19 protein-coding genes are annotated in these 23,786 nt (G+C 41.9%); 1 reads left to right on the top strand and 18 read right to left on the bottom strand.

The annotated features are described in order from the left end of the window. Positions 1-1,068: 1,068 nt before the first annotated feature. The 16 genes from BJR36_RS13345 to BJR36_RS13270 all read right to left on the bottom strand — a co-directional run bounded on the left by BJR36_RS13345 (position 1,069) and on the right by BJR36_RS13270 (position 17,903). Positions 1,069-1,935, bottom strand: coding sequence for a hypothetical protein (locus BJR36_RS13345; protein ID WP_091235209.1), 867 nt, complete (start codon positions 1,933-1,935; stop codon positions 1,069-1,071). A 562-nt stretch (positions 1,936-2,497) separates the two neighbouring features. Then, positions 2,498-3,472 (bottom strand): LacI family DNA-binding transcriptional regulator, encoded by a 975-nt coding sequence (locus BJR36_RS13340; RefSeq protein ID WP_091235207.1) that lies wholly within the window; start codon positions 3,470-3,472, stop codon positions 2,498-2,500. Between the two features lie 135 nt (positions 3,473-3,607). Continuing rightward, positions 3,608-5,059, bottom strand: coding sequence for a sucrose phosphorylase (gene gtfA / locus BJR36_RS13335; RefSeq protein WP_091235215.1), 1,452 nt, complete (start codon positions 5,057-5,059; stop codon positions 3,608-3,610). 408 nt (positions 5,060-5,467) lie between these two features. After that, positions 5,468-7,075 carry a mannitol dehydrogenase family protein gene (locus BJR36_RS13330; protein WP_091235205.1) on the bottom strand — a complete coding sequence of 536 codons (1,608 nt, stop codon included), beginning with the start codon at positions 7,073-7,075 and terminating at the stop codon, positions 5,468-5,470. Positions 7,076-7,110: 35 nt separating this feature from the next. Next, positions 7,111-8,181, bottom strand: coding sequence for a mannonate dehydratase (uxuA, locus tag BJR36_RS13325; protein WP_091235204.1), 1,071 nt, complete (start codon positions 8,179-8,181; stop codon positions 7,111-7,113). A 123-nt stretch (positions 8,182-8,304) separates the two neighbouring features. Next, on the bottom strand, positions 8,305-9,327 hold the full coding sequence (locus BJR36_RS13320; protein ID WP_091235202.1) for a zinc-binding alcohol dehydrogenase family protein: 1,023 nt from the start codon (positions 9,325-9,327) through the stop codon (positions 8,305-8,307). Between the two features lie 83 nt (positions 9,328-9,410). After that, complete coding sequence (locus BJR36_RS13315) at positions 9,411-10,118, bottom strand: GntR family transcriptional regulator (RefSeq protein WP_091235200.1); 708 nt, start codon at positions 10,116-10,118, stop codon at positions 9,411-9,413. Positions 10,119-10,321: 203 nt separating this feature from the next. After that, entirely contained in the window at positions 10,322-10,780 is a 459-nt protein-coding gene (locus BJR36_RS13310; RefSeq protein WP_091235198.1) for a NanQ anomerase/TabA/YiaL family protein, read from the bottom strand. 20 nt (positions 10,781-10,800) lie between these two features. Continuing rightward, on the bottom strand, positions 10,801-11,811 hold the full coding sequence (gene yiaK / locus BJR36_RS13305; protein ID WP_091235197.1) for a 3-dehydro-L-gulonate 2-dehydrogenase: 1,011 nt from the start codon (positions 11,809-11,811) through the stop codon (positions 10,801-10,803). A gap of 57 nt (positions 11,812-11,868) precedes the next feature. Then, positions 11,869-13,149, bottom strand: a complete 1,281-nt coding sequence (locus tag BJR36_RS13300) for a TRAP transporter large permease (protein WP_091235195.1) — start codon at positions 13,147-13,149, stop codon at positions 11,869-11,871. Further along, complete coding sequence (locus tag BJR36_RS13295) at positions 13,146-13,646, bottom strand: TRAP transporter small permease (RefSeq protein WP_091235194.1); 501 nt, start codon at positions 13,644-13,646, stop codon at positions 13,146-13,148. The genes BJR36_RS13300 and BJR36_RS13295 overlap by 4 nt, the downstream gene beginning before the upstream one ends. A gap of 31 nt (positions 13,647-13,677) precedes the next feature. Beyond that, positions 13,678-14,700 (bottom strand): C4-dicarboxylate TRAP transporter substrate-binding protein, encoded by a 1,023-nt coding sequence (locus tag BJR36_RS13290; protein ID WP_169823699.1) that lies wholly within the window; start codon positions 14,698-14,700, stop codon positions 13,678-13,680. A gap of 335 nt (positions 14,701-15,035) precedes the next feature. After that, positions 15,036-15,809, bottom strand: a complete 774-nt coding sequence (locus BJR36_RS13285) for an ABC transporter permease (RefSeq protein ID WP_091235190.1) — start codon at positions 15,807-15,809, stop codon at positions 15,036-15,038. Beyond that, a complete protein-coding gene (locus tag BJR36_RS13280) occupies positions 15,806-16,483 on the bottom strand; it encodes an ABC transporter ATP-binding protein (RefSeq protein ID WP_242875575.1) in 678 nt (225 codons plus the stop codon). The genes BJR36_RS13285 and BJR36_RS13280 overlap by 4 nt, the downstream gene beginning before the upstream one ends. Positions 16,484-16,562: 79 nt before the next feature. Continuing rightward, positions 16,563-17,183: a flavodoxin family protein gene (locus tag BJR36_RS13275; RefSeq protein ID WP_091235188.1), complete on the bottom strand. Its 621-nt coding sequence runs from the start codon at positions 17,181-17,183 to the stop codon at positions 16,563-16,565. A 51-nt stretch (positions 17,184-17,234) separates the two neighbouring features. Beyond that, the gene (locus BJR36_RS13270) at positions 17,235-17,903 is read right to left on the bottom strand and encodes a nitrite/sulfite reductase domain-containing protein (RefSeq protein ID WP_091235186.1); all 669 of its coding nucleotides are present in this window, start codon (positions 17,901-17,903) and stop codon (positions 17,235-17,237) included. A 424-nt stretch (positions 17,904-18,327) separates the two neighbouring features. Between BJR36_RS13270 and BJR36_RS13265 the strand changes: the two genes are divergently transcribed. After that, a complete protein-coding gene (locus BJR36_RS13265) occupies positions 18,328-18,618 on the top strand; it encodes a hypothetical protein (RefSeq protein ID WP_091235184.1) in 291 nt (96 codons plus the stop codon). Positions 18,619-18,653: 35 nt separating this feature from the next. Here the strand turns inward: BJR36_RS13265 and BJR36_RS13260 are convergent, their stop codons facing one another. Both BJR36_RS13260 and BJR36_RS13255 read right to left on the bottom strand, forming a co-directional pair. Further along, on the bottom strand, positions 18,654-23,075 hold the full coding sequence (locus BJR36_RS13260) for a coiled-coil domain-containing protein (protein WP_091235179.1): 4,422 nt from the start codon (positions 23,073-23,075) through the stop codon (positions 18,654-18,656). Beyond that, entirely contained in the window at positions 23,062-23,778 is a 717-nt protein-coding gene (locus BJR36_RS13255; RefSeq protein ID WP_091235177.1) for a DUF6063 family protein, read from the bottom strand. Before BJR36_RS13255 ends, BJR36_RS13260 begins: the two co-directional genes overlap by 14 nt. Positions 23,779-23,786 lie beyond the last annotated feature (8 nt).

Here is a 23,786-nt window from a genome sequence, read left to right as displayed (position 1 = left end):
GCGAGTTGGTGAGGTTACAAAGAAACAGTCAGAATTATATAAGGCAATGGGTGTTACACCGCCGAACACGTTATAATTTCTTGGGTATTTAGGATTAATATATCTGCTAATAATTTTATTAAAACTATTAGCAGAATTTTTTTAATCATATAAACTATTTGAAATGTATATATTTTAAATTTTGTTGTTCGTATTAACATATAATTATTCAAATCAAAAAATCCATCTATTATTTTCAATATAACACTTAACAAAACTAAATACATGCAAATATTAATAATAAAGCTGCTCAAAATTATTTTTTCCGATTGCATGTCGATTGGAATTAATATGGATTCTAACGCATGAAACGGAGCTAAACTCCCATTCAATCCAATTCTCGAGTAATCTATAAGTATAAAAAATCCGAATAAAATTATGTAGTAAATTATTTTAAGCTCTCCTTTTTATCTGATTTAAGCATTAAATATAAGCTGCAAAAAATATCGAAAAAAGTTATATAGAAACTAAAAATAAGCATTTCGAATTTATCACTTATACAGTTATTAAAAATAAAATTTACCGACAAATAAATCATCAAAACAAATAAATTTATCGCTATTATACACACAAAACCAAAAATTTCATTCTCCGAACTCAGATAAGATAGTAAATAGATTACCCCACACAAATAAACAAATCCATATAATCGCATAAACAAAAATATGTATGTTATAGAAAATACAAATGAAAAATCACAAAAAACAGATGCGAAAATATAAAGCATATAAATTGCCAGCGTTATAAACAGGCTATTCACAATATTCTTTTCAATCAAAAAATCATATAAGCTTACATTTATTCTGATACGATACTCAGGTCTTAAAAAAGGTATCCGTACAAAATAGAACATCGTCGCTGCGAACAGGGAAATAATATATAGATATTTTTGTACATTGTCTAAATATACATTTGTAAAATCATCAAAGGTATTTTTGAATGCAGCTAATCCTCTCGATTCCCAACCAAAATATATTATTAAAAAGAACATTATGATACTGACAATTAATGGTTTCGTCCTATTTGGTTTCATAAATAATTCTCCGTAAATTGATTTCTATTTACTATATAGATAAAAACAAACAGAAAACCATATATAAAAAATGGTATTAGTGAATACAGAATCACACCAAAATCCATTTTATCCTGTAAAATCATATATATACCTTTTAATGTATCTAAAGGGATTAATAATAAAATGATTTTGGTTACAGAAGGTATGAAATTGGGTATTACTGATCCAATCAGAATGGGCAATAAAAAAAATCCAACAATCGGAAATATTTGTATAATATACTTGTTTTTTATCCAAACACTAATTAATAGGCTTATTCCATTTATTAAAATTGCGCACATGATCAACTCTAAAAATTGAAGTAAAATAATTACAATGGATCCAGCTGCACTAAGTTTATATATACCATATGTTAATGAACTTATCCCGCCACCCATAACGGTAGCAATAACAAACATTAGAACCATTACTATAAAAACAACCGAAATTATACATAATGATTGCGCTATTATGATATCTCTTATATATTTTTTGTAATCATATCTGGTAATAATAAAATTGCCAAATCCACTATCTTTTTGTAGCATGGGAACAGAAGAAAAGGAAATTCCCATCCACATAAACAAAATCATTATAAATAACGTCGAAAAATCAGATGTATACCAAAAATCAAAAATAAACGTATTTCCTTTATAACTATCTATCAAATTTATTAATGCCTGCTTATTTAAATCGGGACTATCACTTGTTAGTTGTACTACAAATGCCGATTTGTCATTATACGATATAAAAAAACTTATGACCGCTACAGCTACTAATATAAAAACAATAACAATTGTACTTCTAGATCTTAAAATTCTTTTGAATTCATTCTTCAACATAAATACACATCCTTCTATATATACAGCTTATATTCATGTTATGCACAATGACAGTACTTAATTTGTGAAAATTAATACGTTGCTATTATTCAGCTGAAAACGTTAATCTAACCGAATCTGTCCCGGCTTGTAATAAAGATGGCTTAACTGAAGCGTAATAATTGTAACCACTTGTTCCATAATCGGAGTATGTGTAAGCATACACAAATTGTGAAAAAATCACCATTGAAGCACAAAAAGTTATTATCATTGTTCTAAGTTTTTTTTTTCCCCATTTTAAAATCCCCCTATAAAATATTTATTTTTAGCATTGAGCATAACACTCTTAATAAGTAATTCCCACAATATCATGTAAAAAACATACGATTTTATTTACCAACTTTTTTATTTTTCCCCATGTTTTGTATTATATTATATGTTTTCCAATACGTCAACTTCTTTCAATATTGTGAACCAGATAAAACAATGAGGCCTGGGCAATTTTATGTCCAAAAAAGAGGCCCAAAAGGAAAACCCTTTTCTGACCTCTTTTCCTGCTCAAAAAGCAAACTCACCCAGATAGCTACGACTCCCTTTTCACAATTCTGACCGGAAGCACCGTCCTGACAGGCACACTCCTGCCCGCGCCAGCCTCCATCAGAAGCGACAATGCCAGTTCGGCCATCTCCCTGATCGGCTGGTGTATGGTGGTAATCGCCGGCGTCGTCAGCGACGCAATCATGACATCATCAAAGCCCACGATCTTCAGCCGCTCCGGCACCGCAATCCCCATTCTGGCGCAGACCTGGATAGCCTGGGCAGCTATCAGGTCGCTGCTTGCGAATATGCCGTCGGCTTCAGGATGGTCCCTCAGGGCCTCTTCGATAAACCCGCGGTAGTCGCCTTCCTTGTACTGCATTTCATTGGTTTTCAGCTCACAATGCCGGATGCCATGTTCTTCACATACCTCCACGAAGCCTGTCTCCCTCTGGTCGGCAGGCATGGAGGTTCCGTACACGCCGCTGATATGGATCAGATTCCTGCAGCCGCTCTCTATCAGATGCCTTGCAGCAAGACGTCCTCCCTCCAGGTTGTCGCACTCTACAGAGGCTGTCGCATGTTCCGGATTCCGCTCTATGGTAATGACCGGCACGCTGAGCACCTCGAACTGGTTCACTTCCACTGTGCCGCTGCAAAGAATGACTCCGGCCACCCTGTTGCTGCTGCACATCTCCAGGAATTCCAGTTCCTTCTCATCCCTGTCCCCGGAATTGAAAAGCAGGATCTTGTACTTCCTTTCGTTTGCAGCCGCCTCGATGCAGCTGATCAGTTCTGCAAAATAGGGATGCCTGATATGAGGAACGATGACCCCGATGGTATTGGTCGTCTGCTTTGACAGGGACCGTGCTACCTCGTTTGGCTGGTAGTTCAGCTTCTTCATGGCGTCATATACCTTCTGCCTGGTCTCCTCGCCGATATACCCCCTGTTGTTCAGTACTCTCGAAACCGTGGTCACGGTAAGCCCCGTTTCCTTTGCTACATCCTTTAGTGTCGCCACAATCGCATTCCTCCGTTGCTAAAAAGGCTGCCTGAATTCCTGATCCAGGCAGCCGCCATTCTGTTTCATAAGGACCGTTATCAAAGGCAATGTCCTTCATTGTTTCCAATAAGGCTCATTATACCACGGTTCCGTCTACAGCTCCAATATCTTATTTTCTCCGTCTTCCATATCCGTATAGGAGATCGTCATTTTTTTAGTCATGAAATCCGCTGTCAGCTTCGCCGTATGGCTCCCGTTCTTCCTTACAATTACAAGTTCCGATTCCCCTGCGGTCACCATCTCGAATTCGCCGTCGAATGCAGGATGGGTATTCCTGAATTCCATCAGCCTGAGCAGCTTCTGTACCACCGGCCTTTTCACCTCTTCGTCTATCTCATTCAGCTTGTAGTAATGCCTGTTGATATTCCTGCCGACCTTCGTCTCCTCCAGGAGCTCCAGGTCGTTCCTTCCAGCCAGGAGTCCTACATAATATACCTGCGGGATGCCAGGTGCAAAAAACTGTACCGCCCTCGCCATCAGGTAGGCATCGTCATCGTCCCCAAGGGCTGAATAATAGGAGCAGTTCACCTGGTAGATGTCCAGATTGTTGTATGCCGCCGTGTTGTAGATTTTTTTCACGTTGGCTCCGTATTTGAAAATGTCCTCTTTGGTGCGTTCGATCTCCGCATCCGGCAGCAGATCCTTTACATCCACCACGCCGATTCCGTCGTGGGTATCCAGGGTTGTGAACTGCTTTCTCGGACATATTTCCAGCCAGTTTTTGAGATATGCGGTCTGTCCGTAATACAGGGCATTGATCAGGAGCATTGGGAGTGCGAAATCATATACATAATAGTCCTTCTCTGCAATCTTGTTCTGGATCGTGTAGTGCTCGTGGATTTCCGGCAGGAGCTCCACCCCGTATTCATCAATAATATCTGTGCACTCCTGAAGGAATTCCCATACGTCAGGCTCGATAAAGAAACAGCTTGTGCCGGCTTTTTTTGTCGCATAAGCAAAGGCATCCAGCCTGATCAGGGCTGCTCCGTGGCTGCAGAGCCAGGTCAGATTGTCCCTGATGAACTCCTTGGCAGTCTCGCTCTTGCAGTTGATGTCGATCTGTTCCTCGTCAAAAGTGCACCACACCTTTTCAGTGGTTCCGTCCGCAAAATGGGCGTCCACATATGGGGCGCGAGGCTTTCTCTTATAGATGGCATCCACTTCAGCCTCTGTCGGCTCCCCGTTTTCCCAGAAATCCTTGTAGCGGATGAACAGATCCCTGTATTTCGAATTGTCTTTGTTTTTCAGAAAATCCTGATAATATTCACTCTGGGCTGAAATATGGTTAATCATGTAGTCGAACATGAGGTAATAGTTCTCAGCCAGCTTTTCCACATCGGTCCAGTCCCCGAAGGCCTCATCCACCTTGTGGTAGTCCACCGGCGCAAATCCCCTGTCGCCTGAGGATGGAAAAAACGGAAGGAGGTGGACACCTCCTATTGCCTTTGAAAAATGCTTATTCAGAACATTGTCCAGGTCTTTCAGGTTGTTCCCCATGGAATCCGAATAGGTAATCAGCATAACCTTGTTTTCAATCTTTTTCATTTTTTCACCTGCCGGCAATTCGAAGTATGTTTCCATGTATCCACTTCGGCGATTCCTGTCTCTATCGCTCTGGAATACCGGCATATCCTTTCCCTTTTTAATTTTTTTCCCGTTTGTGCTAGCCCCTGTGTTGTGTCTTCCTATACGCTGATAGTATCATGATATTATCCATATGTCAACCGGTTGACATATTTTTATACAACAATCAATTACGTCTTATTTGATAAAAAGGTTTCCTAGGGAGACGCACTCAAGCGAGACGACTGACAAATGAAGGGGATGAGACAAAAAAGCTGCAGTCTACAAGGAGAGATCAGTAGACTGCAGCTTTCATATATATACTCAAAAGCTGAGTTGGCAGCTTCGAATACCATTTTTACAAACTAAACAAGGGTTATAAACAGTTACCTAAACATACTTGACCAAAGCTGCCCTGACGGCACCTTTTCCTTTTACCATCTCGGCAAAATAGTTTTCAACCAGTTCACCGAGTCCCGCTTCGTAAAGATCCACTCCAAAAATATCCTTGTTAGAAAGAATAGGCTTCAGCATTTCGCCAAACGGGCCCTCCTGTCCTAACCTGATATCTTTTACATAAGGGCAGACCGTCTCCAGCATAGGATCTGAACTGAGTTCAAAGACCTCGCCATCATCTGCTATGCCCATCAGGTAACGGCACCAGCCGGCAAGCACCAGCGGGATCAGTTTCAGATCACTTATGCTCAGATCCGGACTGTTGATATAGGCTTTTATGGTTTCGCCAAATCTGATTGAAAGCTTCTGGGATGTATCAGTCGCAATTCTCTGAGGCGTATCCGGCATAAACGGATTCGGCACTCTTACGTTCAGTACCTCATCGATAAAATCCTCCGGCTTGATGATTCCCGGATTCACTACCACTGGAAGCCCTTCCTGATAGCCGATTTTTTCTACCAGGCTTCTAAGCTGGGGATCGTTCATTTCCTTATAGATTGCTGTATAGGAAAGCAGGCACCCGAATATGGCCAGGGCTGTATGCAGTGGGTTCAGACAGGTGCACACCTTCATTTTTTCCACTTTATCTACGGTTTCACGGTCAGTAAAAATTACGCCCGCCGCATCAAGTTGAGGCCTTCCATTTGGAAAAGCATCTTCAATAACAAGGTACTGGGGTTGTTCCGCATTGACGAAAGGAGCAACGTAGGTATTTTTAGCTGTTATGACAGGTTCTGTATCTTCAAAACCGGCATCACTCAGCATTTTCTTCACGCTTTCATCCGGTCTTGGCGTGATCTTGTCAATCATGCTCCACGGGAATGCGACTTTATCCGAATTGATGTAGGCTTCAAACCCAGCATCAACCAGCTTTTTCTGTTCCCACTGTTTTGCAAACTCGTTCACTGCCATAAACAGCTTTGTTCCATTGTGGGAGCAGTTGTCCATGCTGACAAGGGCAACAGGCAGTGCTCCATTCTTATATCTTTCGTAGCAAAGAGATGCCAGCTTTCCGATATAGCTTAAAGGAGCTATTGGACCTGCCTCAAAATCAGCAGCCACATCCGGAAGCAGTTCTCCTTTTGCATTCACAAGGCTGTAGCCTTTTTCGGTAATCGTGAAGCTTACCATCTGAAGGGATTGGCTCCTGAAGATTTCCTTCAGCCTTGCAAAATCTTCTTCATTTTTGCTATCAACAGTCAGGGACTCCACGATGCTTCCGACTACAGTCTTTTCGATGGTGCCGTCCGCTTTCAACGTAACAAGGAGGCTCAGGTCATCATGGGGTTTGTTCATCTTTTCGATGATTTCATAATCATAGCCTTCTGCTGCTATGATACCCGTATCCGCTTTTCCCTCTTCCAGCAGCTGTTGCTGCACCGCTGCTGGAAATGCTCTGAAAATATTGCCGACGCCAAAATGTATCCATACAGGACGTGTTTTCGTGTTTTTTCTTACTTCTTCTCTGTCAAACCCCGGAAGCCGGAAGCCGGCATTTTCCCATAAGGCCTTATCTTTCAATTCACTGTCATTTAATTTCACGATAATTCTCCTAACATGATAAAAATAGCTGCGGGTTATTTTTTCGACATTTTAAGGATACTTTCCCATAATCCGTTCAGGTAAGCTGCACCCAGTGCCCTGTCATACAGTCCATAACCCGGCAGGGATACTTCACCCCAAATTGCGCGGCCATGATCCGGACGTACAACGCCGTCAAATCCGATATCATAAAGAGCCTTCATGATTTCAAACATATCCAGGGATCCGTCAGATGAAAGGTGTGCTGCTTCATCAAATTTGCCTGGTCCAAGATGGATGACGTTTCTGATGTGTCCAAAGAAAACCTTTCCTTTGAGGGATCTTATAATATCCGGAATATCATTGGCCGGATTAGAACCCAACGAACCTGTGCAAAGGGTAACGCCGTTGCATGGACTGTCAACCAGGTTCACAAGGCGGAGCAGCTTTTCTTTTGTGGTCATGATTCTGCTTAATCCGAACACTGACCATGCAGGATCATCTGGATGTATCGCCATCTTTATCCCGTATTTTTCACAGGTCGGCATAATCCGTTCAAGGAAATACTTCAGGTTTGCAAATAATTTTTCCTCATCCACATCCTTGTACATTTCAAATAATTCCTTGATTTTTGCCATTCTTTCCGGTTCCCATCCTGGAAGCAGGAAGCCGTTCGCCTTTTCGTCCATGACATCCATCATGTTTTCAGGATCGATCTGATTGATCAGCTCCTGGTCATAGGATAATACAGTGGAACCATCAGGTCTTACTTTCGCCAGATCAGAACGGGTCCAGTCAAATACAGGCATGAAGTTGTAGCATACCAGGTCGATTCCCTCTTCGCCCAATCTCTCTAAGGTCGTAATGTAATTGTCGATATACTGCTCCCTTTCAGGTGTTCCCACCTTGATCGAGTCATGTATGTTGACGCTTTCTATGCCTTTCAGCTTCAATCCGGCATTTTCAATCTCTTCTTTGATTGCCCTGATTCGTTCGACTTCCCAGATCTCGCCTGGTGCCTTGTCATACAAAGTTGTGACGACTCCCGTAACTCCGGGAATCTGTCTGATCTGTTCAAGGGTTATGGAATCAAATCCTGTTCCAAACCATCTTAATGTCATATCCATTTATTTATCTTCCTTTCATATAATTAGGATTGATATGTCAAAACCATGCAATTTGAATATTTTTAACATTCAGGTACTATCTAAAAAATTATCAATCGTGACAATATACTCATAATTTTCACATTATTCATCAAACATCAACACTACTTTCATAGTATTTTCCGGATCAGTTTTTAACTTTTCAAATGCATCTTCTATTTTTGTAAAATAAAATTCATCTGTAATAATTTTGGTTGGATCTAATTCTCCACTTTCGAACCATTTGATTACCTGTGGGAATTTATTATTGTTTAAACGTGAGCCACGGATATCTAATTCACGACTGGTTATAATGAATTCAGTTATTGGAGCTACTGTATCATGAAATCCCATCGTAACAACCACGCCACCCGGTCTAGTCGCAAGTGCCGCCTGTTCTAACGTCTTTCCAACACAAGCCGCGTCAATTGATACATCCGCTCCAATTCCGTCAGTTAATTCCTTCACACGTGATACCACATCTTCTATCCCTGAATTTATAGTCTTATATGCACCAAATTCGACGGCCCTTGACAAGCGGTCAGGAACCAGGTCTGTCATGATACACTTCGCGCCAAGGATATTGCAGACTTGAAGAATCGTCAACGCAATTTGGCCACTGCCGCAAATCAATACCGTATCACCCTTTTCTATTCCTCCACGAGATGTAACTTGCGCTGCTACCGTATATGGCTCGACAATCGCAGCCTTATTCCAAGGAATATTTTTATTGATTGCAAATACATTCTTTGAAGATATTTTTACATATTCTCTAAACCCACCATCTCTATGAACGCCCATAACCTCAAGATTAGCACATACATTGCCACGTCCTTTTTCGCATATCCGACAAATTCCACAGTTGCACACAGGGTTAACCACAACATGGTCACCTGGTTTTAGATGCTCAACACCTGCCCCTACTTCTACTACCTCCCCTGCGAACTCATGTCCTATAACTCTGGGATAAGTTGCTACTGGAGAAGTCCCTTTATAGATACTGATATCTGAGCCACAGATTCCTGCTGTTTTTACTTTTATAATAACATCATCATTCAATTCGATAACTGGTTTTTCATCATCTTGAACTTCTATTACTCCAGGCGTTGTTACACGTAATACTTTCATTTATATCTGTCCTTTCTTGCTTATAAGGGGGCTATCCAAAATCTACAATTACCAAACCTTCTCCTTATATGATTGTTCGTCTGTTATTTGATATCAACAAACCATCTATTACCGTCTTTGAAATACTCTGGATATTTCTCTCTCATCTGTCTCTCATCATCTATAGAATAACGCCCTAGATGCTTTTTCATTGCTGCTTTTGCAGCCTCTTTATCTCTATTTTTAATCGCTTTTAATATCTCTTTATGATCATTCACTACTTTTAAATCTTTAACTGCAACCAAACTTATATTACGTACACGGTCATAATGAATTGACATCATATCTTTGATTGTAAATATATCCTCTTTCTTACACATCCGATACAGTTTCTGATGAAATTCGTCATCTAGCTGCAACAACTTCCCCTGCAATGGATTATTCAGACAAACTTCCTGCATATTGATATTCATCTCTAATTCCGAAATATCTTCTTCTGTTGCTACATCACACGCCAATTCTACGATAGCTTCTTCCAATACAGCTCTTAAAAATCTCGCTTCCTCAACCATATCAGAATCAATATATGCAATTACACTTCCTTTTTGTGGAAATACCTCTATGATTTTGGCTCTGCTAAGTTCCAGCAAAGCTTCTCTTACAGGTGTTCTACTAATTCCCAATTCATCTGACAATTCATACACACTTACAGAACTTCCAGGTTTTAATTCCAAGGAAATAATATTTGTTCTCAACATCCTCAAAGCATATTCTCTTGCTGTTTCATTTAAATTACGGTCAGTTATCTGCATATTCGCTCATCCTTAATCTGTGTTTAATCTATTTTCAAAACCTCTATTCAATCCATTTTACTACATCTTTTATCGAGAAACCAGACGTCACCATTTTTATATTTCAATACTAATCCGCTATTTTTTCAAGAATGTTACTATCTTAATTTTGATAACCATTTCTGTATTATTAAATGAAAATATGTCTTCTATCGATTTTTCATTTATACCTTTACTTTACAAATAATTTTTCTGATTTTCCTTGAAGTTCCCTGCACATTACATAGAGGTCTGTGTGGTTCATATGGCCAGACAGCATAAAATTCACCTTCACTTACTACAACCACATTGGTATCCTCCGCAGAAAAGAGAGAAATATCCCCGGCATCATCGTATGCTGCCTCCTGTACATCCATCGAAAGTTCTGTTAACCCACAGCTTTCCTGTCCTTTTAGCATGTAATGGATATCCATAAATTTTTTATGAATCTCCATTTCTGCGTCTTCTGCCAATATGGTGTCTTTCGACACCACATAAGCAGTAACCTGATCGGGTATAATTTCGTATTTGCCATCCAATATTTCTTTATTATCTTTATGCAAATCTATAAACTCAAGTGCAGCCTTTATGTTTTCATCAGTTTTTGTATACCTTGCATAATTTTTAATTTGATCAAATATCATATCGTACCCCTTTCAAAATGTTATAAAGATTTGATTTCTTCCCAAACGCTGTCATCTACAAATATTCCATTAAGATCATGGTCTTTTCTGAATTGAATATAATCTTCACCAGGTGCAATAATTCCTGTTGAGTGTTCCGATGGTTCTGAACTCTTAATATGTGCAATTGCTTTCTTAATAGTTTCAGACATATTGTCCATTGAAGTAGTTTTCTTTGGATCAATAATAATAATAACCTGAGATGCACCGCCACAACTTCCCATCCCTTTCTGATCCAAATCAACTGCACCAATACCGTCGGTTAGAACTGACCCTAAGATATCGAGCATGAAAGAAAAACTAGAACCTTTCCAATAACCAATCGGCATAATTCTCATTGACTCTTCAATTGCCCCCGGATCATCCGTCACATTTCCTTCTTTATCGAATCCTCCTGGAAAAGGCAGTTTTTTTCCCGCCAACCTCGTAACCTGTAATTTTCCATATGCATACTGTGATATAGCCATATCCATCTGAATTGCATCTCCACCATCCGGTCCTGGCATTGCCATAACAAATGGATTGTTGCCTAATTTACACTCTTTTCCACCCCAAGGTGGCATACATGATTCTGTATTTGTCCACATGATGGCAATATAGCCTTTGTTAGCCGCATGCAATCCATATGTACCTCCCCTCATCCAGTGGGTGGTATTCTTAAGTCCAACCATGCCTATTCCATACTTTTCTGCCAACTCAATGGCGCGGTCAGTTCCGTATAATGCATTCAATATTCCAGGGCCCATGTTGCCATTAATCACTTCTATTGCTCCAAATGATTTCTCTACTGTCGGTTCTGCTTCAACGTCTACCCAGCCTTTTTTTATATAATCTACAAATCTCGCTACACGGTTCGTTCCATGCGAATAAATCCCATCGTATGTTGATTCCGTATGAATTCTGGCACAAGTATCTGCCTTTTTTTCACTCATACCATAATCCATAAATACTCTTTTTATTTCATTTTGAATCTCATCAAATGATAATCTCATACAAAATCTCCTCTTAATTTAACGTCTAGTATTAATTACGTATAAAAAATCTGAATATTATCCACCATATACCATATTAGGCAAAAATAGCACTAATTGTGGAAAGGCAGCCAGAATTATTAATAATGCAACAACTGCTACAATAAATGGCACTGATTCTTTTGTATATGTTTCTATCGGGCAATCCAGAATGGAACACGTAGTATACATGGTTACACCAATAGGAGGTGTCATGCCGCCCATCGTAATCAAAATCATATATATAACGCCAAAGTGTACAGGATCAAACCCTAAATTCGTTATAATCGGTAAGAATATCGGTGTTAATATCAATACATTAGCAGTTGCTTCCATAAACATACCTACTATAAACACAAACAGCATAACAATTGTTAATACCACGTATGGATTAGAAGAAACATTTGAGATAACGCCTGCCAGAGACTGTGGAAGCTGACCAGTTACCAGTGCATAACCAAAAGCATTAGAACAAATAATAATTAACATTATAGTTGCTAAATCTATACCAGTCTGTTTTAAAACTTCGATCAATTTTTTCATTGTTAATTCTTTGTATACAAACACTCCAATTACAAATGCATATACAACCGCAAATGCTCCTGCTTCAGACGGTGTAAAAATACCAAATCGAATACCAACTATCAATATAACTGGAAATAATAAGGCCCATATATTCTCAATAAGTCCTCTGAATACATCTTTAATCGTAGGTCTTGTTTCATGTTCTTTGGCATAATTTCTTTTTTTTGAAATAAGCCCAACTGCAACCATTAGTGCAACTGTCATTAGTGCTCCTGGAACAATACCTGCCAGGAACAATCTTCCAATTGAAACTTCACCTGTAACACCATAAAGAATCAGTCCTATGCTTGGAGGGATAGTTGCAGTAATCAAACCACCCATTGCTAAGATTGCCGCAGTAAATCCAACTGAAAAGCCTTTCTTTTCCATATCCGGGCCAAAAATGCGGCTTTCCATCGCTGCATCTGCTGTCGCCGATCCTGAAATACCGCCCATCAAACAACTAAGCACGACCGATACTTGGGCCAAACCGCCACGCATATGACCCGTTAACACACTTGCAAATTTAATCAATCTTTTTGTTATGCCCGTTTCATTCATCAGATTTCCTGCTAATACAAAAAACGGTACTGCTAGTAACGAAAACGATTGGGTACTGCTAACCATCTTCTGAACTGCAATCTGTATCGGTACATCATTCGTTAAGAAAAACACAATACTGGAGATGCCTACTGCAAAAGCAACGGGCATACCTATTGCTAAGAGTATGACAAAGGTAATTGCCAAAAATATCATAATACATCTCCTCCTTCGACTTTTTTCTCTAAACTCGAGTAATCACTTTTCACAATATTCATAATATTAGTTTTGATTTTTATAATAGTCGTAATTATCATCAACGCACATCCAACCGGTGCACTTGCTGTTGCATAGGAATAGCTGATTGGTAATGTATTAAATGTTCTCTGATAATTTACTATACACAAGTTGGTGCCATATACAGCAACCAAAATTAAAAAACCTATAATAAATACGTTATTAAATAGTAAAACTCCATTCTGTGTTTTTAATGAAAACCTATCTACTAGCATATTCACACCCATATGTCTATCTTGGCGCATTGCCAGGTCTGCTCCTATAAAGCAGACCCAAGCAAATACCAACTGTGCCATATCTGTAGACCATGACATATCTAAGCCAAAGAACCGTAATACTGCTGCCAAAAAAACCAAAACAATCAACGAGGCGAGGCCGATACACTCAAATACTTCTTCGATTCGCTTTACTAACATTTTATTATCCCTCTTTTTCAATAATTTTCTATTATCTTCCTAACTCCTTATCAATTTTATCCTTTAATTCCCTGTATCCCAAAACATCGTACGCTGACTCTGCTGCTTCCTTAAACGCATCTTTATCAATTTCTACAACTTCTACCCCACCATCAATACATTTCTGCAGAAATTCTTCATCTTTTCCAATAACTTCATTAGAAGCATTTTTACCAGCCTCGTAAGAAGCCTCAATCAAAATCGTCCTATATTGATCTGGTAATTTTTGAAACCAGCTATCTGAAATAACCAATCCTGTCAGCAGCTGAAAATGTCCTGTCAACGATACATATTCCGTCACTTCATAAATACTAGAACCTACAGCCGCAGAGTTATGCACTTCCACACCCTCTATTACTTTCTGTTGCAGACCTTGATATGCTTCTGACCAAGGCAGAACGGTTGTATTCGCCCCCATAGCTTCTAATGATTTCGTAACAACATCAGATCCTGAACTTCTGATTCGCAGTCCTTTTAAATCTTCGGGTGTTGCGACAGGTGATTTTGTATATAAGTTTCTACTTCCTTGGTAGTAATTAAATGATAAAATCTTAAATCCAGATTCAGAAAATTGATCAGCTAAATCTTTATATACTGATGTCTCCATTAATTCTAAAGCGCCTTCATAGTCATCCGCTAAATATGGTCCTCCCAAAATACCAAAATCGCTGATATAGTTGCTCATTCGACCTGGGTCTGTAATAATTCCGACACCAGCACCCACTTTAGCCTGCTCTAATACGTCTTCATCTGAACCCAACTGCGCACCTGAGTACAATTCCACGGTTACATTTCCTTCTGTTTTCTCTTCCACGGTTGCTTTGAATCCTTCTAGTGCCAGAAAAACAGGATCTGTTTCTGTTAATACCGTACCCACTTTTAAGGTGTATTTTTCCCCTTCTGCTGCTGTCTTTCCGTTTTCATCTGCTGTTGTAGCATTTGAACTCCCTGCACATGCTACTAGCGAACATGTCATAGTTAAAGCTAATAAAATTGATAATACTTTCTTTTTCATCATAACAACCTCCTGTGTGTTTTTGTTATTAACATACTAACATGTTAACATGTTAGTGTCAATAGTTATATTTTTCTCTTTTTTTCTTTTTCTTTTTGTACATATTGCACTGTACACTTTCTTATCCTCTTTATTCAACATAAAACCTATAAACGAACCACTTCAATCTTTTAACCTTAATGTATTGATGTACCCGCAAAACTGATGCAACCACATAGAGACGAAACAACCACTCTAATTCCTATGCCATAAATCCTATATTAAACTGCATATCTCCAAGAAACAAAAAAACAACTACTCAATGACTAAAAAGCAGTCGTTGAGTAGTTGTCCTTCTATATAACCATCTGGTTCCTCTTATTATACAGCGTCCGGTATCCAAAATGCAAAGAACAGAACACCGCAAGACAGGTGACCGTGCAGATTGCAATGAGGATCGCGATCTGATAGAGTATGGCTGTCATTGGCATCGTTCCCGAAAGGATCTGTCCTGTCATCATGCCCGGAAGCGAAATGATGCCCATCCCCAGCATGGAATTCAGCGTAGGGAGCATTGCCGTTTCAAGGGACTGGTTTACAAACGGTTCCAGTATTTTCTGAGGCGTCACTCCTATATTGATCAGGGTATCGATTTTATTGCGCTGGGTCCTGATGTTTTCATTGAAATTCCTGAGCCCCAGGCTTACCCCGTTCATTGCATTTCCAATGATCATTCCGCTGACAGGTATCGTATACCGGGGATTGAATATGTCTGCACCCACAACCGCCACGATGAAGAAAACGACGATTGAAAGTCCCGTCACGGCCAGGGATACGGCAACCACAGCCTTAAACCGCCTGTTGATTCCCTTGTTCTTCGACAGAACCATATAAATGGCAAATCCGGTCATGACAACCAGATAAAGCAGGGTGAATGCCGGATGCGGATTTTTAAAAATAGCGGTCAGGATAAGCCCTGCCAGCACAAGCTGCACGGTCATCCTGAAGCTTGCCACGATCAGGAGCCTGGTCTGGTCGATCCTGCATTTTTTCATAATTGCCAGTACCACAAGCAACAGCAGATAGATCAGGGCAAACTGCCAGAGGTTCAGAGTGATAATTCCATTCATCGGCATCCACCTCCGCAAAACGTAATGGTCCTGTCGGCAAACGCCTCAGCCAGCCTGGTATTATGGGATACCACAATCAGGGTGATTCCTTTTCTGGTGCAGAATTCTTTGATATTCTCCATTACAATCCAGGAATTCTTTTCGTCTAATGCGCTTGTAGGTTCATCCATCATTAGCACCTTAGGCATGAGAGACATGCAAATGGCGATATAAATCCTCTGCCGTTCCCCTCCCGACATGTTTTTACAGGGTTCCGTCAGGGGAAAATCCGCAGCGCAGAGCTTCAGGTATTCCCTTATCTTTTCATCGCTGATTAGACTAAGATCCCGGTAGGCATAATATTCCTGAAAGTTTTCCCTGATCGTGCCATCAAACAGATATACCGACTGGCCGACCAGGAGAACCTCACGTCTCAATTTGGTAGGATCATACTCTTCCACCGGCTTTCCCTTATAGGTGATGGTTCCGCTCCCCGCGGATACGACCCCATTCAGCAGCTTCAAAAGCGTACTTTTCCCGCATCCGCTTTCTCCGCAGAGAAAAGTCGTCTGATCCTGAAAAATATCCGTATCCTGGTATTTGATGATATCCTTGTAGTTTACCTGGTTGATTGAAAAAAGTGCCATTCTGTTATTCCCATCCGCTGTTTCACAATTCAGCAACTCATAGTCCATATTTTTACTTTTCAGTATGGCGGTATTTCCGCCACACTGAACTCCCCTCAATATATTACTAGTTCTAATTTTTATCAAATTATCTGATAAAATTCGTCCTTATCTTTTCTTCCAGAGGCGGAAGTTCGATCCCTGCTTTCCTGCCAGCTTCAATAGACTTCATCAGCCATGCCATATTATTTCCAAGGGTACGCATGATCTGCATTCCCTCTCCATCCTGCCTTACCTCATCTGGAGTATTTCCATGAACCGAATTCCAGTACTGGGAAGATACGACCGGCATGCTGCTTATGGTAAAATACTTGTTGATCTGGTCAAAGGCCGCACTCGCTCCGCCCCTCCTGCAGCTTACGACCGCTGCTCCCGGCTTTCCGCGGAATTTGGATGAACCTGCATAAAATGCCCTGTCCATAAATGAGGATATCATTCCGGACGCAGACGCATAATGAACCGGCGTACCAAACAGAAATCCATCTGCCTGCTCCGCCTTATCAAGGAATTCATTTACACAGTCATCCCTGAAACATCTGCCTGTTTTTGCACATGCCCCACAGGCAATGCAGCCTGCCACTGGCTTATTCCCAATCCAGAAAATCTCGGTCTCAAGGCCGTTCTTTTCCAGGGTGTCAGCCACCTCTTTTAAGGCTGTATAGGTGCATCCCGATTTACGGGGACTTCCGTTCACTAATAATACTTTCATTGTAAGCTCCTTTCGCAATTTGTGTGCATTGTTTATACTTTTTTAATGGTGTCAGGTACCATATAGTTCCATGGTTCCTTTTATAAACTGCTCCAGCCCGATTCTGTCGATAAAGGGACCCAGCTTATCTCCAAGTTCCGCGTTAGTGGCATAATAGTCGAACACTGCTTCCACCATGCGCTCTGCCTCGCTCTCTGTGAGTCCCCTCGCTATTTCATCCGGCAGTCTCGGATAAAACCCTGCGCTGCCGCCTGCCCGGATGATATATCCTTCCGGATCGGCAAGCACTGCAATATCTTTACTGTTGGCGCTGGTGCAGGCATTCAGACAGCCAGTCACGCCAATCTTCGTTCTGTTTGGCGCCGGCCTGCCATAAAACTTCTTCTCAAGTCTCAGCCCGAGCTTCATGGAATTTTGTTTTGCCCTTTTACAGAAGGAAGCCGGGCATATTTCAACATTCTTTACGGAATAGGAAGATCTGACTCCCGGTTCCATACCCAGGTCTTTCCATGCAAGTTCAACATCCTCCGGCTGTATGCCTAAAATCGTGATGCGCTGTCCTGATGTTATCTTTATCTGTCCCTTATATTTTTCAGCCACCTGGGCTATCCTGATCAAATCTCCCGGAGTAATGAAACCGCCTGGAATTCTTGGGGTTATCCCAAAAGTCCGTTTACCGTTCCGCACTTTCTGGAGCACTGCAAAACTTGGATCTGCCATTGATATTCCTCCTTTTATTTTTACGATTATACTAATTTGCAATCCTTAGGTATCATGGGTACAATACCTTCATTCTTTTACATCATATATATCATATTAGCATATCTTCACGGTCATGGTCTATACAAAGAGAAAATGTAACTATTCAGGACTAAGTCCTTCATAGTCACATATGAGGCACACAAATTGCAAAACCAGCAATTTGGCGCACGAATGTCTCAGGTTTTTATGCAAAATCAGCATAAAAACACCTCGCGAGACAGGGGTTCTGAACAGTTATGAGAAAATCATACCATCATGATTTTACAAAATATTTCTTTCAAGTACTAATTTTATATGATAGACTATTATTTGCAGAACGTTTATTCCTTGTCAAACTTTTTAGTCTTTATAACATAATCATTACAAATCAATGGGGGTATCTATGAAAAACATAATTACAATTGTAGCCTGTTCCATTTTATTAGAATCTATATCTGCTGGTAATATCACCAACTCAGGTTATGATTTTTTTGAGAAGCAAATTCCTGTAGCTGTTTCAAGTCAATCACAACTTTCTGACAGCGAACAAACAATGAAAGCTTTACCTGAAATCGACCGCATCAAAGAACTTGAACAATTACCACTTCCTGGAATAGAAAGTATAGATCCTGTTTTAGCAGCTGTCGGTGGTTATCTTTGGGAAACAGGTTATCCAAACCCTATTGGTACCTGACACCATAAACTGCAGTTTATGGTGTCAGGTACCTTTTAAAACAAGCTCTCCTGCTCGTAAACTTCCTCAGCCCCGTCCGCTATCATGACCCTCGATAATATCATCTCCTCCGTTTCTTCTCCGGCTCCCTTGATGTGCTCAGGCTTCATATACTGCATGCCCTTTCTCAGGTTTGAGGATACGAGGTTCAGCACGTAGATATTGTCGAACCGGTTGTAGATTGAATCGCCGCCAAGGCCTGAAAGGCATATGAGCTGGGTGTTTGTCTTCTTTGCGATATCCATCAGAGGCTTCAGCAGATGGGAAGCATTTGTCTGGGCAAAAGGATTGTCCATCACAAGCACTTTTCCCTCTTCCTTTTCGGCGAATATGTCCATTTCGTCACGGCGCATATAGTACAGGAGACTGGTCAGAATGACGAAAGCCGACAGGAAGCCTTCACCACCGGAATTTTTCGAAACGTCTGCCCAGGTTATGGGGTACTCTCTCTGCTCCTCGATTTTATAGAGTTTGATTTCGATCCTGCTGATTCCCACGACTGAATCATAAAGGTTCCTTGTGGTGATACGTTTTCCCACCAGTTCCTCGATATTTTCGTTGTTTTCCATGGCAACTAGCGCCTTTGTGGTAAGGTCCTCCACGAAATCCTTCAGCCTCTGCACAAATAGCTGCGCATTCTCCTCCCAGTCAGGCAGGAGCAGGCGGAGCATCTTAATGGATCTGCCCCGGACATTGATTGTTGAGTTTTTATCAATTTTCCCAAGGTTGTTATGCACCTCGAGAATATAATCCAGCAGAAGCTCGCAGACCTTCTCCTTTTCCCTGTCGATCAGGGCGATATCGATTGCAAGTTTTTCCATTAGACTTTCATAGGATTGCAGAGTGGTGTCCAGCTGCAGCCTTACCGCATCTGCATCGCCTATTACCTCCACCAGCATTTCAAGGGGCTTCTTATAGAATTCCTCTTCAAACTCATGCATTCTCGCTATGCGGTTCAGGGTATCCCGCAATTTTCCCTGACAGTCTGTCCTTTCCTTGACCGATTCCCGGTAATCTCTTCTGATTTCCCCGTTGTAGCGGCTTAACTCCTCTGCCGTCATTGCGTCGAACTCCTCTGCAAATTCCAGTTTTTCTTTTACAGGAAAATCCGAGTATTCTGCAAAGACCGCAAGACTTCCCTCATAGTTCCTGATCCTGGTGACAGCTTTTTCGGCTTCCGCCCGTACACGTTTCCTGTCTGCCTGCTTCTCATTGATGACAGCCTTGAAATCGACTCCGACTATGTCTTCCCTGTCTGCAGGTTCTGGGAAGCCGCACTTTTCCAGCATTTTTTTCAGTTCGTTGCCAATGGAATTTTCAACAACTGCAATCTTCGTCACCAGCTCCTGAAGCTTTTTGTCCAGTTCCCCTGTTTCCTTTTTCCGCTTCCGCAAATCAGCCTCCAGGCTATCCTCCTGGAATTCATCATAGGTGATGCTGTCATATTCCTGCTGCCCGATGCCATATTTATTCGCTTTGTCGATCAGCTGTTTTTCCGACTTGCCGTATCTTTTCCGGGCTCCCTTCAGTTGCTCCTCAAGGGACTGGATGCTGCCGGACATCTGCTCTGTGACTGCCTTATACCTGGCTTCCAGATCCTCCGTATCCCTCGTGCTGGTTTCACCTTCCTGATAGGCAGAATAGGCAGCCAGCTTTGTGGATACAGCTGTCATTGCTTCATTCTTTTTGAACCGCTCCTGGCCGCTGTCGCTGATCCGGGTGCTGATGGCAGTCATCTGCTGATCTGCTTCCAGCATCAGCCCTTTTATCTCCTGCAGCCGTTCCTTGTTCTTCTGCAGGTCCTTTCTGTGAACCAGATAATCCTCATATCTGCTGCAGAGTTTTTCGAATTCCCCTGTTTGATCCTTTATCTTTGAAATCAGGCTGTCCAGTTTCGGAATTTCATCTGCAAACCTGGTTAATTCTGAACTGTTTTTTCCCTGCTCGTCCTTTGTCCTGTCAATCTTTCCTTCCAGCTCTTTTTTTAGCGCAGATGCTTTCTCCAGATTTCTTCGGGCAGCTTCATAAAGGCCCGCTTCCACCCTGTGATTCTTTGTCCGTTCCCTTTTTTCAAGGTAAAGATCCTGTTCTGTTCTCTTTACCTCTATCTGCTCTGCCTTCCGGAGCAGTCCTGCCTCCCCTGAGGCAAGGAGATCTGCCAGTTTTTCAGGATCCAACAGGTTCTTATTGAACAGGACAAAGAAGCTGACCTTCTCTGTTCCTTCGAGAAAATCCTGGCTCCTGTCGTATAGTTTTCCAAGATCTTCCCGTCTGATTATGGGAATCGGAAATGAAGTATAGATATCCGTATTTTCTTTTTGAAGCTTTTCCAGATCTCCGCTTCCAATTATGATTGCATAGGGAATAAACGGATTGTTGTCCACGAGGGCCTCGTTCTCTGCTGCCGTTTTCCCGTTTTTTCTAAGCCACTCCATGCCGTAGACATAATGGATGCCTGCTGCTTCCAGAAACTCCTTGAAATCCTTCGGAAGTTCCATGACAGTTCCCTGCCTGAGCCTGTTTAATTCCTTTTCCAGCCTGTCGTGTTCCCTCTCCAGGACCCTCTTGGCATCTCCTATTTCATGGAGCTTCCTGTTGCAGGCTTCGGTTATTTTTACCCTGTCAAAAATATCATCCTCTGTGAGATTCACATATTTGACGATGTTTCTTCTTTCATCCAGTTCGCATTCAAATTCCAAAATCTCTTTTTCAAGATTTTTTTCATCCTCGCCGCACAGAATATACTGCCCGTTCAGCTCTTCCAGCTGCCGTCCCAGCCTCTTTGCCTGTTCATTCAGGACTTCCTTCTGTCTCCTGGATTCTGCCGCCTTCCGTTCTTCCTGCTTCAGCCCTTCCGCATAGGATTTCTTTTTCAGCTCCAGCGCGGCCGGTTCATAATTTCCCAGAATATTCCTCTGAAGTGTTTCTCCAAATCTCTGGTTATAGGCCTGCTCTGCAGCGTCATATTCCTGAATCCTGGCTTCCAAAGTACCCGTTTCCCTGTTGCGGCGGTTGTTTTCCTGCTCCAGCCCGTCTTTTTCAGCTTTTATTCTTGTATGTTCTTCACGATCCCTGTCGATCTGTTTACCCAGGTCCTCTATCTTCTGTGACAGTTCGTCCCTTTGGGCCTCGTACCGGCATCTCAGGTTGTATCCGATCATGCGGCGCTCCGGCTCCAGTTCGGTCTCTTCCTCCTTTGCAATCTCCAGACGGTTTTCCAGGAGCTGGAGCTCTCTTGAAGCCTCCTGGTAATCCCTGTAGTATCCGGCACATTCCATGACATGTATTTTCTTTTCAACAGAGGCAGCATCTTCTTCCGCCTTTTTCCACAGGATGTTTACGTTTTCCCTGTCTTCGCTGAAAAGGTGCTTTTCATCCCGGAGCTTATAGATTCCCAGTGAAATCTCCTCATATTCTGTTCTGGCGATGGCTTTATCGATTTCTGCAATTCGGGCTTCTATCTCTGTATGTTCCAGTTCTGCCCGGATTTTCAGTTCCTCATAAGAAGGAATCAGGTTTGCGATTGTGTTTTCATAGGATGCCTGTTTATCTGAGGCCGCCTTGTAATCATCCACCTTTCTGCTGATGCCGGCCGCTTCCTCGCTGAATCTGGCGATGATGGCCTTCCTCTGGATTTTCGACTGGTTCTCCCGGTACTGCCTGATATAATTGATCAGCAGCTTTTCAAATTCTTTGATCGGGCGTTTCTCCCTGTTCAGTTTATTTTCGACGGCTTCCATGAACCATTTCTCGATCAGGCCTTTTTCATCCTTCGCCTCGGAGAAAAGATCGGACAGGCCGGATTCCTTCAAATTTACCTTCTTGATGATGGTCTCCCATTCCCTGCTGTCGATCTGGAATTCCTTCAGCTTCTCAAAATACCGTTTTGACTGCTGGGAGTTGTTCATGTCGAAATAATTGAAATCCACCCCTGGATCCTTCTTCAGGGTTTCAAAAAGCTGTCTGCAGTATCCGAAGCCCTTCAGCTTCTTCTCTCCTTCCGTTTTTTCGATCACAGCCAGATTGTTGATATCACACCTGGATTTTTCCCTGTATTCGCTGACAAAGTTGATCATTTCCAGGTCTTCCTTCTCCTCCGCCTCGCTGCCTCCCTGGCTTTTTCTGACCATCATGCCGGTAAGGACATATCCCGCTTTCCCGTCAAGCTCCCACTCCACCATGATAAAAGTCGGCCTGTTTGTCGTGAAAAAAGTCGCAAATGGCCTGTCTTTCGTATTCCGGTAGCTTTTATGGACGAAAGGGGCAATCATCATCTGTACAAGGACAGATTTCCCGCCGCCGTTTCTCAGGGACATGAGGGTGCTTTGCCCGTCAAACCGGAATGTCTCATCGTCAATATGCATCGAATTGTTGTTGTAATTGAGGTTGATGATTCTCAACGAATTAATCCTGCTCATTATTTTCCACCCCCAGTACCTTTCTTACGCGGTCGTAATTGCTTCTGTTGAGAAGATTCCAGTCCATGAAGCTGTCCAGTTTCGGTGTGGTCTGGATCATCTCATCCTCTTCTATGAATACGATCAGCCCTTCCTTCTGCAGGAAATTTAGTATCGTATACAGGAATCCCTCCTTCGTGGTCTTGGCCTTTGAGCCTTCGTCGCTTCTGAGGGCCTCGTAGGCTTCCAGCATGTTTGAAAATGCAAGCCCGCTCTTCTCCCCCTCTTCACCTGCCGATTCGCTGCCTTCCCGCAGGCGTTCCGATATGATGTTCTGCAGCTCCCCGGTCTTGATATAATCCCTGGATTTGCTGCTGCTTCCCTGACCGTCATAAAATTCTACCAGCAATGTCAGAATCACGAACTGGGACAGGTAATAGTCCTTATCCGTAGCATTCGATTTGCAGAGGACCGCCTTCAGCTGGTATTTCGAATAGCCGAGAAAGCTATTCTCCTCCTTCGGCATGATATATATGACGCTTCCGTAACGCTCGATATCGCATTCCGCAGCCTCAGCCTGGCTTTTTACAAGGTTCATGACCTTCTCATTTTCCACGTAGGCCTTATACAGAAGCCTTTCGTCGTCTTCCTTCAGTTCCCTGTTTTTCAGCAGATAGTAGAATATATTCTGGCTCTGCCTGATCTCTTCTATTTCATAGCCCATGAGGCTCT

Source organism: Anaerobium acetethylicum (assembly GCF_900096945.1).
Classification (GTDB): Bacteria; Bacillota; Clostridia; order Lachnospirales; family Lachnospiraceae; genus Anaerobium; species Anaerobium acetethylicum.
Note: the sequence above shows the minus strand (reverse complement) of the source record. Positions and strands in the feature narration are given on the sequence as shown.